At 43.2% G+C, this 19040-nt stretch carries 9 protein-coding genes and 4 rRNA genes; 10 read left to right on the top strand and 3 right to left on the bottom strand.

Translation table 11 applies throughout. The annotated features are described in order from the left end of the window. Positions 1 to 67 precede the first annotated feature (67 nt). Positions 68 to 1822 carry an FTR1 family iron permease gene (locus tag QUF78_RS02080; protein WP_289323395.1) on the top strand — a complete coding sequence of 585 codons (1755 nt, stop codon included), beginning with the start codon at positions 68 to 70 and terminating at the stop codon, positions 1820 to 1822. Between the two features lie 42 nt (positions 1823 to 1864). On the opposite strand, the gene QUF78_RS02085 is transcribed toward QUF78_RS02080, so the two are convergent. Next, positions 1865 to 2290, bottom strand: a complete 426-nt coding sequence (locus QUF78_RS02085) for a DUF4395 domain-containing protein (protein ID WP_289323396.1) — start codon at positions 2288 to 2290, stop codon at positions 1865 to 1867. Between the two features lie 509 nt (positions 2291 to 2799). Here QUF78_RS02085 and QUF78_RS02090 point away from each other — a divergent pair. The 5 genes from QUF78_RS02090 (at position 2800) to QUF78_RS02110 (ending at position 10156) form a co-directional block, all read left to right on the top strand. Beyond that, complete coding sequence (locus tag QUF78_RS02090) at positions 2800 to 3231, top strand: MerR family transcriptional regulator (protein WP_289323397.1); 432 nt, start codon at positions 2800 to 2802, stop codon at positions 3229 to 3231. Between the two features lie 187 nt (positions 3232 to 3418). Next, positions 3419 to 4717, top strand: a complete 1299-nt coding sequence (locus QUF78_RS02095; RefSeq protein ID WP_289323398.1) for a hemolysin family protein — start codon at positions 3419 to 3421, stop codon at positions 4715 to 4717. 339 nt (positions 4718 to 5056) lie between these two features. Beyond that, positions 5057 to 7858: a response regulator gene (locus QUF78_RS02100; protein WP_289323399.1), complete on the top strand. Its 2802-nt coding sequence runs from the start codon at positions 5057 to 5059 to the stop codon at positions 7856 to 7858. A 36-nt stretch (positions 7859 to 7894) separates the two neighbouring features. Next, positions 7895 to 8728, top strand: a complete 834-nt coding sequence (locus tag QUF78_RS02105) for a CheR family methyltransferase (RefSeq protein WP_289323400.1) — start codon at positions 7895 to 7897, stop codon at positions 8726 to 8728. A gap of 285 nt (positions 8729 to 9013) precedes the next feature. Next, a complete protein-coding gene (locus QUF78_RS02110; protein WP_289323401.1) occupies positions 9014 to 10156 on the top strand; it encodes a PP2C family protein-serine/threonine phosphatase in 1143 nt (380 codons plus the stop codon). Between the two features lie 117 nt (positions 10157 to 10273). Here QUF78_RS02110 and QUF78_RS02115 read toward each other — a convergent pair whose 3' ends face one another. Both QUF78_RS02115 and QUF78_RS02120 read right to left on the bottom strand, forming a co-directional pair. Beyond that, the gene (locus QUF78_RS02115; protein WP_289318736.1) at positions 10274 to 10444 is read right to left on the bottom strand and encodes a CsbD family protein; all 171 of its coding nucleotides are present in this window, start codon (positions 10442 to 10444) and stop codon (positions 10274 to 10276) included. Positions 10445 to 10526: 82 nt separating this feature from the next. Beyond that, positions 10527 to 11285: an alpha/beta hydrolase gene (locus QUF78_RS02120; protein ID WP_289323402.1), complete on the bottom strand. Its 759-nt coding sequence runs from the start codon at positions 11283 to 11285 to the stop codon at positions 10527 to 10529. Positions 11286 to 12072: 787 nt separating this feature from the next. On the opposite strand from QUF78_RS02120, the gene QUF78_RS02125 reads away from it, so the two are divergent. From QUF78_RS02125 to QUF78_RS02140, 4 genes are all read left to right on the top strand, one after another. Continuing rightward, positions 12073 to 13623, top strand: a 16S ribosomal RNA gene (locus tag QUF78_RS02125). A 175-nt stretch (positions 13624 to 13798) separates the two neighbouring features. Then, a 23S ribosomal RNA gene (locus tag QUF78_RS02130) occupies positions 13799 to 16731 on the top strand. A gap of 64 nt (positions 16732 to 16795) precedes the next feature. Further along, a 5S ribosomal RNA gene (rrf, locus tag QUF78_RS02135) occupies positions 16796 to 16911 on the top strand. A gap of 551 nt (positions 16912 to 17462) precedes the next feature. Continuing rightward, positions 17463 to 19013 (top strand): 16S ribosomal RNA (locus tag QUF78_RS02140). Together the 16S, 23S and 5S rRNA genes form the textbook arrangement of a ribosomal RNA operon. Positions 19014 to 19040: the final 27 nt, after the last annotated feature.

The raw sequence follows: 19040 nt of genomic DNA on the forward strand, positions 1-19040 counted from the left end.
CATGAAAATCGCCAGCATGGATATTATCCGGTTGGCGATTTTAGTTCATGAATAAGGAGGTACCAGTATGACTGTTTCTAGATGGAAGAGTGGGATATTGGTTTTAGTCGTCAGCCTTTTATTTCTTTCAACTGATATAAGGATGGTTGCGGCGGGTGAAAACCATGATCAGCTTTTTGTTTATATCGGCGATAGTTTAATGAAGGTAAAATCAGGCGACCTTGAGGAAGTATCGAAAAATATTGATCTATTCGAGCAAGATTGGAAAACGATAAAAACGGACAGCGAGAGTGCGAGGAAAGTCGACGAGAAGCTATCCGCTGTAAAAAGTGCTGTGAGCGACCAAGCCTCCACAGATGAAATCAAAAAGCGATTATCGGCATTATCAAGTACTCTTGTTATTTATGATACAAACGAAAACCCTGTTGATAATACGGACTATAAAGAACGGTTAGAAGCAATACTTCCTTTAATAGATAAGTTGGAAGCTTTGATAAATGAAGGTGACTTTGATCAAGCTAAAGTTCAATATACCAATCTCCTGAATCAATGGACCGATGCAGAGGTCATTGTCAGGGAGAAAAGTGTTGCTACATATGGTGAGTTTGAAACGAAAATGGCCTTTGTGCGGATAGCGATTACCCAAGACCCACCTGATCCGGAAAAAGCCCAAAGAAATCTAACTGAATTGAAGGGTCTAATCGAGGATTTCCTTGCTGGTAAAGTTGAAGTAGGAAGCCAGAAGAACACATATTCACTTGGGGATGTAACAGAACTTTTACAAGGAAGTGCAACGGATATTGAAAAGGATGAAATCGATTCTGCCGTTGATAAGCTAAATGAAATCTTAACAATTTGGCCTAATGTAGAAGGGGAGGTTTCCACAAGGGACAGCAAGCTTTACAGCGATATGGAAACGAAAGTCCCGACCGCAATCAGCCTATTGCAATCGAAAAAGGTAAAGGCGAATGAAGCAAAGGGAATCGTATCCGATTTAAACACAAGGTTACTCCCTTTAATTGAGGATACGGGTTATACAACATGGGATGCAGCTCTGATCCTTTTGCGGGAAGGGTTGGAAGCACTCTTGATTGTAGCTACATTGCTGTCTTTCCTAAAGAAAATCGGGCAAGCGGACAAACAAAAATGGATTTGGACAGGGGTTGGTGCGGGTTTAGTTGCCAGTTGCATATTGGCAATCATAATCAATATCGTTTTCTCCCAGATCACGGCTGCGTCAAGCCGGGAATATATTGAGGGAATCACTGGAATAATAGCAGTATCTATGATGTTGACAATTGGCCTTTGGCTTCATAGTAAATCGAATGTTCATGCATGGAACCGGTATATCGGCAAGCAAATGAACCAAGCTATTGCGACGGGAAGCATCATCTCTTTCGCTTTAATCAGTTTTCTGTCGATATTCCGTGAAGGTGCGGAGACCATTATCTTTTATGCTGGAATGGCTCCTTATATGGAATTAAAGCAGCTGTTGAGCGGAATTTTCCTTGCCTTCCTCATTTTAGTGGTAATTGGTTTCATCATGCTGCGCTACAGTGTGAAATTACCGATGACCCTATTCTTTAAAGTTGCAACGATATTCATATATGCCTTGGCTTTCAAGATTCTTGGAGTCTCTATCCATTCACTTCAGGTTTCGCAAGTTATACAGACAAATACGATCAGCACCTTCCCGTTTGTAGAAACGATAGGTCTTTATCCAACAATGGAAACGCTGGTGCCGCAAGCTGTTTTAATTTTATTGATCGCAGTGGCCACTATTTGGGTTAAAAAGAGTAATTCCTTACGTGCAACCGAATAATAAAATGGGACTGACGCTAGTCAGTCCCATTATATGCACTTTTTAGCGAAGAGATCGGCGATAGGAATATTGCTTCCATTGATAAAGGATAAAGCAGCCGATGCAGAATCCTAGAATGGCTATGAGAGATGCCATTCCGACCATCAAAGTGAATATATAACCGATAACATTCCAACCCAGTAAAAAAGAAGTCAATCCAAGTCCTAAGCAAACGACTGCAATGGCCTGGTTGAATTGTTGCTGTGAATGATCTTCAGGAATATAATCGGAGGGCTTCTTTTTCAGAAATAGCTTTGCGAGACGCATGACTGGATTGAAATTAAAGAAAAGACCTAAAAGTCCCGCTGCTAAAGGAATCGCTAAGATCCATATTTGTCCCGTTAATAAGGCAGTGGCTACGCTTAACAAAATGATCCATTGATTCGTACGTACTAAGGGACGGGGAATAGATCGAATTTCACTTGTCATCAAATACCAACCTTCCTGATATGTTTTATTTCAGTTTATCTTTATTTTAATTAGTTGTGAAGAGGGATGCTAATTAAAACAAGTGAAGATCCAAAGACTCTTCTTATTAATAATTATTTTAATTTAGTATTGATTATAATATCAAAGTAATATAATATGTATAACAAGAAGTTAAAGTGAGGTGGACAGTATATATGGTAGCAAAAGTCTGTGAAACATGCGGAACACCAATAAAAAAGCTGAAGCATTCTTCCCTATGCCAATGCGGTCCTAAGATATTGAGCAATCAATTCTCAGTTAAAACAAAAAAATAGAATGATGATTAAATCATAAATTAAACCGATTATTCAATTAATCGGTTTTTGTTTTTCCAATGAAGGGTAAAGATGAGAATATCCTTTTATCCAATAATATATATTTTTCATTTCTATAAAAATGATGTACGATTAGGGAATAGAATAAAACGTCATGGCGGAAAAGGCATACTTTTAGTTTGCCTTAACCATCACGTGACGGTTTGGAGGGGTTATATTGGGAACGAGACTTTAAAAATTGGCGAGTTGGCGGAAATGGCGAATGTTACGAAACGGACCGTTGATTATTATACGAACTTAGGCCTGCTTAAAGCAGAACGTTCCGCCTCTAATTACCGTTATTATACAGTCGGTGAACTTGAAAGGCTCCGCCGTATCGAGGGATATAAAAGAGAGAACCTTTCATTGGAAGACATAAAAGAAATATTTAAACAGGACATGGAAGCCTCATCAGCAATTGAGGAAACGGGTCTTCAACTGAAGAACAAAATGGATGGCCTGAACGAGGAGCTTCAGGAAGTCATCAGCTTGATCAAAAAGGATGAAAAAAATGAGCTCCTTCTAAAAAAACAGATATCCCGTGAAAGCATGGCCTTGATCCAATCATTACTAGTGTTGCTGGTATGATTGAAATTTATTCCCTATAGTTTTATTCACAAAGGTGCATATTAACGATATAGGCTAAATGGTTTTGGTTCATGTCAGAAATCGCTTTGTGAAACGAAAATAACCATTTATTACAGGAGGTGCTTGGGATTAAACCGTGTATGTCTAATCAAAAGGATAGGCACTATACATGGTGAACCCGCACATATTGGAGATTTTTATAAAATTATTAGCAGTAGCTGTATTAATAGCATTAACCGCATTTTTCGTTGCATCGGAATTTGCAATCGTGAAAGTCAGAAGTTCTCGAATCAATCAGTTGATTGAAGAAGGGCATAGAAATGCACTGGCAGCCAAAAAAGTGACATCCCATATCGATGAGTACTTATCGGCCTGTCAATTGGGAATTACAGTAACCGCCTTAGGTTTAGGGGTGTTGGGTGAACCGACAGTAGAAGCGATCTTAAAACCATTGTTCCATAAATGGGGCTTAGAGGAATCTGTAGGTCACATCATCTCTTTCGTAATTGCATTCGGTTCTGTAACATTCCTTCATGTTGTAGTCGGGGAATTGGCACCAAAAACAGTTGCGATTCAAAAGGCAGAAGAGGTAACCTTGCTTTTTGCAAAGCCGTTAATTCTTTTTTACCGTATTTTGTACCCATTTATTTGGTTACTGAATGGTTCTGCCCGTCTCCTAACAGGCATATTTGGATTAAAGCCTGCTTCTGAGTCTGAAATGGCCCATTCTGAAGAAGAACTGCGCATCATTTTATCGGAAAGCTATAAAAGCGGTGAGATTAACCAATCGGAATATAAATATGTGAACCAGATATTTGAATTTGATGAGCGTATTGCCAATGAGATCATGGTTCCGCGTACGGAAATGACAGTTATCGAAAAGGGCATGCCATTATTGGAAGTTGTTGAACTGATTCAAGAAGAACAATACACAAGGTACCCGGTCATAGAAGGTGATAAAGATAATGTCGTGGGAATGGTCAATATCAAGCGACTTTATACAGCTACGATTACAGAAGAAAATGTAACAGCTTTGACGGTGGATTCCTTTGTAACACCAGTCATCCGCGTTCTTGAAACGATTGCAATTCATGATCTGCTGCTGAAAATGCAGAAAGAACGGATCCATATGGCCGTTTTGACTGATGAATATGGCGGAACTGCAGGTCTTGTTACGGTGGAAGACATCCTTGAAGAAATCGTCGGGGAAATCCGGGATGAGTTTGATCAGGATGAACGTCCGCTTATTCAAAAAATTGATGAGGGACATTATGTATTCGACGCAAAAACATTGGTTGAAGATGTCAATGATACCCTTGCGATCGATTTGCCAGAGGATGATATCGATACATTGGGAGGATGGTTCCTGACAGGCAGATTTGAGATTGCCGTCGGGGATAAAATTGATTACGCCGGATATGAATTTACTGTAAAGGAAATGGACGGCCACCATGTTTTATATGTGGAAGTGAAGAAGATAAAATAATAAGGATTACAATAAGAGCCGAAGGTGGAAACTTTCGGTTTTTATTATGTATTAATACTGATAAAAAAAGCTTCGCGGTTCGAATAATGGCCTTTGGTTTTCAAAACAATGGAAAAGGCAGACTGCTACTTAATTGGAAAATGAATTCATTTAAATTAACACTGTAGGTAAGCATTTTAGATTGGAAAATGTTAAAATTGATTTTGAGTAATGAATCTATCCATATATCATTTTATGACATAAGGGAAATTCTAAAAAGCTAATGATAGTATTAAGATTTATTTTGCAATGCCTTTTATTTCGGGCTGTTATAAATAAGTATTGAAGGTGGGCGGGAAAATGGGTTTTAAGAAGAAGCAAATGTTGGGGTTTGGTTTAATCTTGCTTTTCTTGGCTATTTTACTTTCTTTCATGATGGTCACGCTTAACAATTTAAAGAGCAGCATGACTGAAATAGTTGAAAATCGTTATGAAAAAGTTCAAGCTTCGATGGAAATCCGTCAGCTTTTTTCAAGGTCGGACCGTGAGATTCTGTTTGCAGCTAATGACGCAAACAAAGAAGAAAGAGCAGAGAGCCTCGAAATCATCAATGAGAATCATAGTTTGATTGAATCAAAAATTGCTGGTTTATCAGGTACGTTAAATAAGTTGAAAGCAAAGCAATTATTGAAAGAGTTCGAGACTCAATATGCTTCTTACTCCATAACGGAGGCTGAGATCATCCAAAAGATAAAATCGGGAAACTCTTCGGATAATCTTTCAAGCCTGATGGACGACCAGAGGGAAAAACGTACGAAAGTCATCAGTACGATGGATGACTTTAAGGATTACCAAGAAGGTGTCATGAAAGATACCTTAAAAAATTCAAAACAAACCTATGAGGATATGATCGGTTTTGTGATTTTCGCGGTTATTCTCAGTATTTTGGTTATTTCCGTAACGGTTGTTTGGATGATCCGCAGTACATCGAAGGATCTGCAATCCATTACGAAGGTCATCAAAAACATCGATTTTAAAAATTTATCGGTCGTACCAAGAATTCCGGTTCGGACTACTGATGAAATTGGTGATATCGCGAGATCGTTCAATGATATGGCGGAATCGCTTGAAGTCTATAATCAAAAAGAGAAAGACTTCACTGAAAAGATCAGTGAACAGAACTGGATCCAGACCCGGGTTGCAGATATAGCTACCATGTATCAGCGCATTGTTGATGTGGAAGTTCTTGCTGACCGGTTCATTACCAGGCTTGCACCGATGATGGGAGCTTCACTTGGAGCTTTTTACGTCAAACGGGGTGAGGGCGAGGATATGCGTTTTGTTAAACTTGCCAGCTTTGCGGGAGACGGCGAAGACTCAGGCAGACGTGAATTCCGTATGGGCGAAGGTTTGATCGGACAATGCGCCCTTGAAAAGAAATCGAAGGTCATTGAAGATATCCCTGAAGATTTCCAATTGGTTACAACAGGATTAGGGGAAGTAAGCCCGAAAAGCATTGCCATCGCGCCAGTCGTTTTTGAGGATGAAGTTGTGGCGATGGTTGAACTGGCAAGCTTGGAGACCTTTACGAAGTTGCAAAAACATTTCCTGAACCAGGTTCTTGATACTCTGGGCATCACGATTAATAATGTTGAGGGTCGGATGGAAATAGAGCGTTTATTGAAAGAATCACAGGCACAGACCGAAGAGTTACAGGCTCAATCGGAAGAATTGCAATCACAGTCAGAGGAAATGCAAGCCCAATCAGAGGAACTGCAAACACAGGCTGAAGAGTTGAGAATGATCAATGAACAATTAGAAGAGAGAAATCGTGAAACTGAAGAAAAATCGAAAGAACTTCAAGTCACAAAATTAAATCTTGAGAAACAAGCGGAAGAATTGAAGTTAAGTTCAAAATATAAATCGGAGTTCATGGCAAATATGTCCCATGAATTGCGGACGCCGCTCAATAGTATTTTGATTTTATCAGAAATGCTTTCCGATCCAAATGATAGTAAATTAAATGAAGAGCAACAGGAATTCGCTCGTGTCATTAACTCATCAGGTCAAGATTTATTAACGTTGATCAATGACATTTTGGATTTATCGAAAGTTGAAGTCGGAAAGCTCGAAGTGGTCTTTGACGAAATGAATATGAGTGAACTTCCCGAGTTATTACACCGTAACTTCGATCATGTAGCGAAGAAAAAGAACATTGACTTTAAAATAGAAAAAGATAAAAATGTGCCGGATATTTTCTTTACGGATGAACAGCGCTTCCAGCAAATTTTGAAAAACCTATTATCCAATGCCTTTAAATTCACAGAAAAGGGTTCTGTGTCTGTCCAAATCAAAAAAGCGGATGAAGAAAATGTAGCACAATGGATACAGACAAAAGGAGCTAGCAATTGGGTTGAAATTAAGGTGACGGATACGGGCATCGGAATTTCAAAAGATAAGCAAAAACTTATCTTCGAAGCGTTCCAGCAAGGTGATGGAGCTACAATGAGAAAATATGGCGGTACAGGACTTGGGCTATCGATTTGCCGGGAGTTTGCCAAACTTCTAGGAGGATGGGTCATCGTAGATAGTGAAGAAGGGCAAGGCAGTACCTTTACTTTCTTTATTCCGAGCATGCCGGAGGGCTTCAAAAATGCAGGCGAAGCAATAGCTGCTTCCCCAGAAGTGGCAGCAGCCAGCCACGATGATTCTGCCGCACCATTTGACGGTCAGGAAGAACCGGATGTAGTAATAATGGATGAAGAAAATCAGAATAAGGCAAAACCATTCTGCAATAAAAGAGTGCTGGTCGTCGATGATGACCACCGTAATATATTTGCACTGAAAAATGCCCTTAAGCATGAGGGGATGGAAATCCTTACAGCTGAAAACGGGTACGAATGTTTGGAACTCCTTGAAAAAGGAAACGATATAGATGTAATATTGATGGATATCATGATGCCAGGCATGGACGGTTACGAAACGATGACCAGAATTCGTGAGCAAAGTAAATTCGAGAATCTTCCAATCATCGCGCTAACGGCCAAAGCGATGAAAGGCGATAGGGAAAAATGCCTGAAGGCTGGCGCTTCCGATTATGTCAGCAAGCCATTAAAATTAGATCAGCTGTTATCCGTCCTAAGAGTATGGTTGACTAATTAATTGAATGATTGATAGTACGAAAAAGGAAGGTTTTGCATGAAGGATACTTTAACGATTGAAGAAAGAGAAGATATAGAAATCGAATTATTGTTAGAGGCCATTTATTCCGTTTCTGGGTTTGACTTTCGCAAGTATATGCGTTCTTCTATAAAAAGAAGAGTTGAAAATAGAATGAGGCTGGACCATATTCGCAGGATTAGCGGAATGATAGAAATGGTTTTATATGAAAAAGGGTATGTCGAGAAGCTTTTGAAAGATTTTTCAATAAATGTCACTGAAATGTTTCGCGATCCGGATTTCTTTAAAGCTTTTCGTTTAAATATCGTTCCGCTCCTGAAAAACCTTCCGGAAATCAGAATTTGGCATGCGGGCTGTTCGACCGGTGAAGAAGCCTTTTCCATGGCGATCATCCTCAAGGAAGAAGGACTATATGATAAGGCGAGGATTTATGCCACTGATATGAATGATGAAGTCCTCCGTCATGCGGAAAAAGGGATATTACCTTTAAATAGAATGCAGTCTTATACGAAAAACTATCTGCATGCAGGCGGTAACCAAGAATTTTCGGAGTATTACACGACCGATTACCAAAATGCCTATCTTGATTCGAGTCTCCTTAAAAACATTGTGTTTTTTCAGCATAATTTAGTTACTGATGGTTCGTTCAATGAGTTTCATATCATCATGTGCAGGAACGTGATGATTTACTTTACTGGTGAATTACAGACCTATGTCAATCAGTTGTTTTATGACAGTCTTAGCAAAGACGGTTTTCTTGCAGTTGGTAGTAAGGAAACACTTCATACATCATCCTTTTCGGGAGATTATGAGGAATTTGACTCAAAGGAACGAATTTACCGGAAGTTGTAAAAAGAAAGAGTTCGCATATTTGCGGACTCTTTCTTTTTAATTTAGAGCATATAATTTATTTTTCGTTTTTTTGCATTTCTATGTTTAAGGTGTCTGAGGAAGGGGTATAAATAATGAGTTGGTCTCCATGCAGGACAGCTATAGTGGTTTATTATTATTAAAAGAGACCGAACTTCGTTATAATATAATGGAAATATCCCTGTTATGGGAGCTTTAATCAAGTACTGATCCATATAATGAAGATAAATGTTGTCGCTCGATATAAGCCAAAAGGGGAATGAAAGAATGACGATTTTAATCGTAGATGATAACCAGGTTAACCTTTTCGTTATAGAGAAAATTCTAAAGCGAGCTGGCTATACGGATTTTCTATCATTAACTTCAGCAGTTGAGATGTTTGAATATTTACAGGTGGATAGTCCGCAACCTAAAGAGACTTCAGTTGATATCATTCTGCTTGATATCATGATGCCGGAGATCGATGGGATAGAGGCGTGCAGGAGACTTCAAAGCATTCCTCACCTTAAAGATATACCCGTTATTTTTGTGACCGCTCTTGAAGATTCAAACAAGGTGGCCGAGGCACTTGATGTGGGCGGGATTGATTATATAATGAAGCCTATCAATAAAATAGATTTACTTGCGCGAATTCGTGTGGGGTTAAGACTTAAATATGAAAAAGATTGGCATAAAATGCAGGATGAAAAAATTCGCAACGAATTGGATCTCTCCATGCAGGTCCAAAGCAGTTTATTAAGTGAGCCCATTTTAAATGACCACTTAACTATTAGAGCATCATACTTACCTGCGAATAAATTAGCAGGGGATATGTACTATTGGCACCGCGTTGATGAAAATCGGTATGGGATCATCCTATTGGATATGATGGGGCATGGCATATCAGCCTCACTTGTTTGTATGTTCATTTCCTCCGTTTTGAGAGATGCCATCAGGACACATACGGATCCAGTGGCAGTAATAAACGAAATGAATCGCTGGATGAGTACCCTTAATAAAGAAGAAAACCAAGTGCATTATTATTTTACCGCGATTTATATGATCATTGATACAGAGCAAAAGACAGTGGAATATGTGAATGCCGGGCATCCTCCAGGCTTCGCTTCATTAGATGATGGAAAAGTGATCTCACTTTCAAAAGGGACATGTCCTGTCGGTTTTTTCACCGAGATGAAAATAGAGAAATCCATCATTCATTATGAAGAGAAGATTCAGCTTATGCTATTTACGGATGGAGTCATGGAAGCTATAGATCGAGAAGGGACGGAAGGGCTCGACCAAATACGAGAAGTGGTCTCAACAAGATGGTTTGATTGCAAAGAAACTCCTCCTATTGATTTATTGATGTCCCCGGAAATGCAGCAAGATCAACCTGATGATATGTGTGTCGTGGTTATTCAAGCAAATTAAATAGAGAAGAGGCGGCAGATTATCTGCCGCCTCTTCTCTATTTAAGGGGGGTCAATTTTATTGAATTGAAATGTTCAAATTAAGAGTATTGAGTGAATGAAGTATCCAGCATTGCAATTAACGGTTATTTTTCAGTTTACCAATGCCATCTTGGAGATTGCCTTTTAATTTATCGACTTTACCTTCTGCTTGTAAGTGAGGATCATTTTTCGCGTTTCCGACCTGGTCTTTCGTTTCACCTTTAACTTTATTTACAGTGCTTTTTAGTTTGTCTGATAAACCGCTCATTATGTTACCTCCTTTTTCTTTATATACTATATATACCCATGGAGTGTAGGGGTAAACATAATTTATATGGAGGAAAAGGAGTTTAAGAAGCGATTATTGCCCTTTTACTTAACTTTTGAATGAACTGGTATGACCGTTCAATGATATGATCTTTGTCATGATCCAACGAGGCCACATGATATGAATTTTCAAGGGGCGCCATCTCCTTATCAACGGACATGACAGTTTCGTAAATCTGATAGGAGCAAGAGTCTGGTACAACGTGATCTTCTGGAGAATGGAAGAGAAGTATGGGGCACGAAACCTCCATAAGTTTTTGACTGGTATGCTCCATTATATCAAGCAATTGATTAATCGCTTTTGACGGAACTTGATTATATGTGATTTCTTTAGTTGTATCGTCTTTTATGTCAGGCTTACCTTCAGGAATGAAGCGTGGAACCGACTGGTTCCGATATATTTCATATTCAGGAACTTCGAGAGCGGCATTTATGGTGAGAATTCCATCACAAGCCATTTTTGTCGCCAAATCCAGGACAAGGGCGCCTCCCATTGATTGTCCAATAGCGAATACATGGGTGCATGTACGCTTTAATTTTGCATAGGCCATTTCTACATCTTTTATCCATTCCTGATAATGTATCGTTTCCATCTCATATTCATCCGTTCCGTGGCCTGCCAGTCTAGGAGCGAAGACAGTAAAGCCTTTTGTAGCGAATTTTTCACCTAAATACCTTACGCTTTGTGGCGTTCCATTAAAACCATGGCAAATAAGAATGCCGATGGAATTGCCGGGTATGAAAAAAGATTCCGCACCTGGTATTACCATTGCTGCTGTCATATTCCCATCTCCTTTATTCAATAGCTAAGTTTTATTTAAAGTTAGCATGTAAAAGCATAAAATTAACTATTCCGATTATATTACTTGGTTATATAATAGCATAATGGAAATTGTGAAGTCAACTTGGTTATATTCCATTAAGATGCAGTTTATAAAAAAGGATATAAAGATACGAAAGATACGTATTCGACCTATTGGTAGGTAAGGTCACAGTATAGATGGTTGCAGAGAAATAAACTGCTTAGAGGTTTTAGATGAAGGAGCTAGCAAGGGCCCTATTTCATACTTTGCGTCCCAGCAGCTTGGGATTACTCAATCAACAACAGGCAATAATGTATGGTTACAACTCTTCCTATTATATAAGTAATGCCTTGGAATTGTTGATAAACTGAAGATGCTAATAAACTGTGCAGGATATTAAAATAAGAAATAAAGAAAAAGCGTTGACTTTAAAGTGAAATTGGATTAATATAAATAAGCACCAACTAAGACAAACGAACAACTTCATCCGCTTTTGGTAGATTACCAAAACAAAAATAATAACTATTGACTTCTTACTATGAAAATGATAAGATGAAATGGTCGCTGAGAAACACAGCGATTTAAAATAAGTTTAAAACTTCGCAGAAGTTGACAACTAATCAATAAGATGTTATGATGAATAAACAAGCCGTTCGAAAGAATGATTGTGAAATTGCTCTTTGAAAACTGAACAAAACAAAGCGCCAACGTTAAATTTTAAGTGAGCACACACTATCAAAAAAGCAAAATGAGCAAGTCAAACATTTCTTCGGAGAGTTTGATCCTGGCTCAGGACGAACGCTGGCGGCGTGCCTAATACATGCAAGTCGAGCGAATCGATGGGAGCTTGCTCCCTGAGATTAGCGGCGGACGGGTGAGTAACACGTGGGCAACCTGCCTATAAGACTGGGATAACTTCGGGAAACCGGAGCTAATACCGGATACGTTCTTTTCTCGCATGAGAGAAGATGGAAAGACGGTTTCGGCTGTCACTTATAGATGGGCCCGCGGCGCATTAGCTAGTTGGTGAGGTAATGGCTCACCAAGGCGACGATGCGTAGCCGACCTGAGAGGGTGATCGGCCACACTGGGACTGAGACACGGCCCAGACTCCTACGGGAGGCAGCAGTAGGGAATCTTCCGCAATGGACGAAAGTCTGACGGAGCAACGCCGCGTGAACGAAGAAGGCCTTCGGGTCGTAAAGTTCTGTTGTTAGGGAAGAACAAGTACCAGAGTAACTGCTGGTACCTTGACGGTACCTAACCAGAAAGCCACGGCTAACTACGTGCCAGCAGCCGCGGTAATACGTAGGTGGCAAGCGTTGTCCGGAATTATTGGGCGTAAAGCGCGCGCAGGTGGTTCTTTAAGTCTGATGTGAAAGCCCACGGCTCAACCGTGGAGGGTCATTGGAAACTGGGGAACTTGAGTACAGAAGAGGAAAGTGGAATTCCAAGTGTAGCGGTGAAATGCGTAGAGATTTGGAGGAACACCAGTGGCGAAGGCGACTTTCTGGTCTGTAACTGACACTGAGGCGCGAAAGCGTGGGGAGCAAACAGGATTAGATACCCTGGTAGTCCACGCCGTAAACGATGAGTGCTAAGTGTTAGAGGGTTTCCGCCCTTTAGTGCTGCAGCTAACGCATTAAGCACTCCGCCTGGGGAGTACGGCCGCAAGGCTGAAACTCAAAGGAATTGACGGGGGCCCGCACAAGCGGTGGAGCATGTGGTTTAATTCGAAGCAACGCGAAGAACCTTACCAGGTCTTGACATCCTCTGACAACCCTAGAGATAGGGCTTTCCCCTTCGGGGGACAGAGTGACAGGTGGTGCATGGTTGTCGTCAGCTCGTGTCGTGAGATGTTGGGTTAAGTCCCGCAACGAGCGCAACCCTTGATCTTAGTTGCCAGCATTCAGTTGGGCACTCTAAGGTGACTGCCGGTGACAAACCGGAGGAAGGTGGGGATGACGTCAAATCATCATGCCCCTTATGACCTGGGCTACACACGTGCTACAATGGATGGTACAAAGGGCTGCAAACCTGCGAAGGTAAGCGAATCCCATAAAGCCATTCTCAGTTCGGATTGTAGGCTGCAACTCGCCTACATGAAGCCGGAATCGCTAGTAATCGCGGATCAGCATGCCGCGGTGAATACGTTCCCGGGCCTTGTACACACCGCCCGTCACACCACGAGAGTTTGTAACACCCGAAGTCGGTGAGGTAACCTTTATGGAGCCAGCCGCCTAAGGTGGGACAGATGATTGGGGTGAAGTCGTAACAAGGTAGCCGTATCGGAAGGTGCGGCTGGATCACCTCCTTTCTAAGGATAATTACGAGAGCGCTTTTGTTTTGTTCAGTTTTGAATGAGTAATTCATTCAGATAGGGAAGAAAAACATCACGATGTGATGGATTCTTTCTGCTTTGTTCCTTGAAAACTAGATAATAGATAGAAGGCAATTAATTTTTTTCAAAGCATCTGTAAGATCTTTTTAACGGTTAAGTTAGAAAGGGCGCACGGTGGATGCCTTGGCACTAGGAGCCGATGAAGGACGGGACTAACACCGATATGCTTCGGGGAGCTGTAAGTAAGCTTTGATCCGGAGATTTCCGAATGGGGAAACCCACTGTTCGTAATGGAACAGTATCTTTACCTGAATACATAGGGTACTGAAGGCAGACCCGGGGAACTGAAACATCTAAGTACCCGGAGGAAGAGAAAGCAAATGCGATTTCCTGAGTAGCGGCGAGCGAAACGGAATTAGCCCAAACCAAGAGGCTTGCCTCTTGGGGTTGTAGGACACTCAACATGGAGTTACAAAGGAACGGGGTAAATGAAGTGACCTGGAAAGGTCCGTCAAAGAAGGTAAAAACCCTGTAGTTGAAACTTCGTTCCCTCCTGAGTGGATCCTGAGTACGGCGGGACACGAGAAATCCCGTCGGAAGCAGGGAGGACCATCTCCCAAGGCTAAATACTCCCTAGTGACCGATAGTGAACCAGTACCGTGAGGGAAAGGTGAAAAGCACCCCGGAAGGGGAGTGAAATAGATCCTGAAACCGTGTGCCTACAAGTAGTCAAAGCCCGTTAATGGGTAATGGCGTGCCTTTTGTAGAATGAACCGGCGAGTTACGATTTCATGCGAGGTTAAGTTGATAAGACGGAGCCGCAGCGAAAGCGAGTCTGAATAGGGCGAATGAGTATGAGGTCGTAGACCCGAAACCAGGTGATCTACCCATGTCCAGGGTGAAGTTCAGGTAACACTGAATGGAGGCCCGAACCCACGCACGTTGAAAAGTGCGGGGATGAGGTGTGGGTAGCGGAGAAATTCCAATCGAACCTGGAGATAGCTGGTTCTCTCCGAAATAGCTTTAGGGCTAGCCTCAAGATGAGAGTATTGGAGGTAGAGCACTGATTGGACTAGGGGCCCCCAACGGGTTACCGAATTCAGTCAAACTCCGAATGCCAAATACTTATTCTTGGGAGTCAGACTGCGAGTGATAAGATCCGTAGTCGAAAGGGAAACAGCCCAGACCACCAGCTAAGGTCCCAAAGTATACGTTAAGTGGAAAAGGATGTGGAGTTGCTTAGACAACCAGGATGTTGGCTCAGAAGCAGCCACCATTTAAAGAGTGCGTAATAGCTCACTGGTCGAGTGACTCCGCGCCGAAAATGTACCGGGGCTAAACGTATCACCGAAGCTGTGGATTGACACCATTAGGTGTCGATGGTAGGAGAGCGTTCTAAGGGCGTTGAAGTCAGACCGGAAGGACTGGTGGAGCGCTTAGAAGTGAGAATGCCGGTATGAGTAGCGAAAGAAGGGTGAGAATCCCTTCCACCGAATGCCTAAGGTTTCCTGAGGAAGGCTCGTCCGCTCAGGGTTAGTCGGGACCTAAGCCGAGGCCGAAAGGCGTAGGCGATGGACAACAGGTTGATATTCCTGTACCACCTATACATCGTTTGAACGATGGGGGGACGCAGAAGGATAGGGTAAGCGCGCTGTTGGATATGCGCGTCCAAGCAGTTAGGCCGGAAACGAGGCAAATCCCGTTTCCATTAAGGCGGAGCTGTGATGGCGAGGGAAATATAGTACCGAAGTTCCTGATTCCACGCTGCCAAGAAAAGCCTCTAGTGAGATGTAAGGTGCCCGTACCGCAAACCGACACAGGTAGGCGAGGAGAGAATCCTAAGGTGTGCGAGAGAACTCTCGTTAAGGAACTCGGCAAAATGACCCCGTAACTTCGGGAGAAGGGGTGCTTTTTAGGGTGAATAGCCCGGAAAAGCCGCAGTGAATAGGCCCAGGCGACTGTTTAGCAAAAACACAGGTCTCTGCGAAGCCGCAAGGCGAAGTATAGGGGCTGACACCTGCCCGGTGCTGGAAGGTTAAGGGGAGAGGTTAGCGCAAGCGAAGCTTTGAACCGAAGCCCCAGTAAACGGCGGCCGTAACTATAACGGTCCTAAGGTAGCGAAATTCCTTGTCGGGTAAGTTCCGACCCGCACGAAAGGTGTAACGATCTGGGCACTGTCTCAACGAGAGACTCGGTGAAATTATAGTACCTGTGAAGATGCAGGTTACCCGCGACAGGACGGAAAGACCCCGTGGAGCTTTACTGCAGCCTGATATTGAATTTTGGTACAGCTTGTACAGGATAGGTAGGAGCCTGAGAAGCCGGAGCGCTAGCTTCGGTGGAGGCGTTGGTGGGATACTACCCTGGCTGTATTGAAATTCTAACCCGCGCCCCTTATCGGGGTGGGAGACAGTGTCAGGTGGGCAGTTTGACTGGGGCGGTCGCCTCCTAAAGAGTAACGGAGGCGCCCAAAGGTTCCCTCAGAATGGTTGGAAATCATTCGTAGAGTGTAAAGGCACAAGGGAGCTTGACTGCGAGACCTACAAGTCGAGCAGGGACGAAAGTCGGGCTTAGTGATCCGGTGGTTCCGCATGGAAGGGCCATCGCTCAACGGATAAAAGCTACCCCGGGGATAACAGGCTTATCTCCCCCAAGAGTCCACATCGACGGGGAGGTTTGGCACCTCGATGTCGGCTCATCGCATCCTGGGGCTGTAGTCGGTCCCAAGGGTTGGGCTGTTCGCCCATTAAAGCGGTACGCGAGCTGGGTTCAGAACGTCGTGAGACAGTTCGGTCCCTATCCGTCGCGGGCGCAGGAAATTTGAGAGGAGCTGTCCTTAGTACGAGAGGACCGGGATGGACGCACCGCTGGTGTACCAGTTGTCTTGCCAAAGGCATAGCTGGGTAGCTACGTGCGGACGGGATAAGTGCTGAAAGCATCTAAGCATGAAGCCCCCCTCAAGATGAGATTTCCCATGGCGCAAGCTAGTAAGATCCCTGAAAGATGATCAGGTTGATAGGTCAGAGGTGGAAGCGTGGCGACATGTGGAGCTGACTGATACTAATAGATCGAGGACTTAACCAACGCTTTTTAAAAAATGAAATACCTTCTTATTATCTAGTTTTGAAGGAACAACGTTCCTTTATTGTTTGGTGACGATAGCGAAGAGGTCACACCCGTTCCCATTCCGAACACGGCAGTTAAGCTCTTCAGCGCCGATGGTAGTTGGGGGTTTCCCCCTGTGAGAGTAGGACGCCGCCAAGCCATTTCTAAGATCAGCCATCTGGCTGGTCTTTTTTTGCATTTATAAGGACGTGTACAATATATGAAGACTTATAAGGTTTATTAAGGATACCTTGGAGTTCTGTCTGAATTATATTTATTAAAGTCGTGTTTTTTATCTTTTAAGCCAACGGGGAACAGATGGAGTAGACCCTTCATTCAGAAAAGGAATTATTTATTTTGAAATGTGTTGACTTTAAAGTGAAATTGGATTAATATAAATAAGCACCAACTGAGACAACGAACAACTTCATCCGCTTTTGGTAGATTACCAAAACAAAAATAATAACTATTGACTTCTTACTATGAAAATGATAAGATGAAATGGTCGCTGAAAAACACAGCGATTTAAAATAAGTTTAAAACTTCGCAGAAGTTGACAACTAATCAATAAGATGTTATGATGAATAAACAAGCCGTTCGAAAGAATGATTGTGAAATTGCTCTTTGAAAACTGAACAAAACAAAGCGCCAACGTTAAATTTTAAGTGAGCACACACTATCAAAAAAGCAAAATGAGCAAGTCAAACATTTCTTCGGAGAGTTTGATCCTGGCTCAGGACGAACGCTGGCGGCGTGCCTAATACATGCAAGTCGAGCGAATCGATGGGAGCTTGCTCCCTGAGATTAGCGGCGGACGGGTGAGTAACACGTGGGCAACCTGCCTATAAGACTGGGATAACTTCGGGAAACCGGAGCTAATACCGGATACGTTCTTTTCTCGCATGAGAGAAGATGGAAAGACGGTTTCGGCTGTCACTTATAGATGGGCCCGCGGCGCATTAGCTAGTTGGTGAGGTAATGGCTCACCAAGGCGACGATGCGTAGCCGACCTGAGAGGGTGATCGGCCACACTGGGACTGAGACACGGCCCAGACTCCTACGGGAGGCAGCAGTAGGGAATCTTCCGCAATGGACGAAAGTCTGACGGAGCAACGCCGCGTGAACGAAGAAGGCCTTCGGGTCGTAAAGTTCTGTTGTTAGGGAAGAACAAGTACCAGAGTAACTGCTGGTACCTTGACGGTACCTAACCAGAAAGCCACGGCTAACTACGTGCCAGCAGCCGCGGTAATACGTAGGTGGCAAGCGTTGTCCGGAATTATTGGGCGTAAAGCGCGCGCAGGTGGTTCTTTAAGTCTGATGTGAAAGCCCACGGCTCAACCGTGGAGGGTCATTGGAAACTGGGGAACTTGAGTACAGAAGAGGAAAGTGGAATTCCAAGTGTAGCGGTGAAATGCGTAGAGATTTGGAGGAACACCAGTGGCGAAGGCGACTTTCTGGTCTGTAACTGACACTGAGGCGCGAAAGCGTGGGGAGCAAACAGGATTAGATACCCTGGTAGTCCACGCCGTAAACGATGAGTGCTAAGTGTTAGAGGGTTTCCGCCCTTTAGTGCTGCAGCTAACGCATTAAGCACTCCGCCTGGGGAGTACGGCCGCAAGGCTGAAACTCAAAGGAATTGACGGGGGCCCGCACAAGCGGTGGAGCATGTGGTTTAATTCGAAGCAACGCGAAGAACCTTACCAGGTCTTGACATCCTCTGACAACCCTAGAGATAGGGCTTTCCCCTTCGGGGGACAGAGTGACAGGTGGTGCATGGTTGTCGTCAGCTCGTGTCGTGAGATGTTGGGTTAAGTCCCGCAACGAGCGCAACCCTTGATCTTAGTTGCCAGCATTCAGTTGGGCACTCTAAGGTGACTGCCGGTGACAAACCGGAGGAAGGTGGGGATGACGTCAAATCATCATGCCCCTTATGACCTGGGCTACACACGTGCTACAATGGATGGTACAAAGGGCTGCAAACCTGCGAAGGTAAGCGAATCCCATAAAGCCATTCTCAGTTCGGATTGTAGGCTGCAACTCGCCTACATGAAGCCGGAATCGCTAGTAATCGCGGATCAGCATGCCGCGGTGAATACGTTCCCGGGCCTTGTACACACCGCCCGTCACACCACGAGAGTTTGTAACACCCGAAGTCGGTGAGGTAACCTTTATGGAGCCAGCCGCCTAAGGTGGGACAGATGATTGGGGTGAAGTCGTAACAAGGTAGCCGTATCGGAAGGTGCGGCTGGATCACCTCCTTTCTAAGGATAATTACGAGAGCGCTTTTG

This window comes from Peribacillus sp. ACCC06369 (genome assembly GCF_030348945.1).
In the GTDB taxonomy this organism is placed as follows: Bacteria; Bacillota; Bacilli; order Bacillales; family DSM-1321; genus Peribacillus.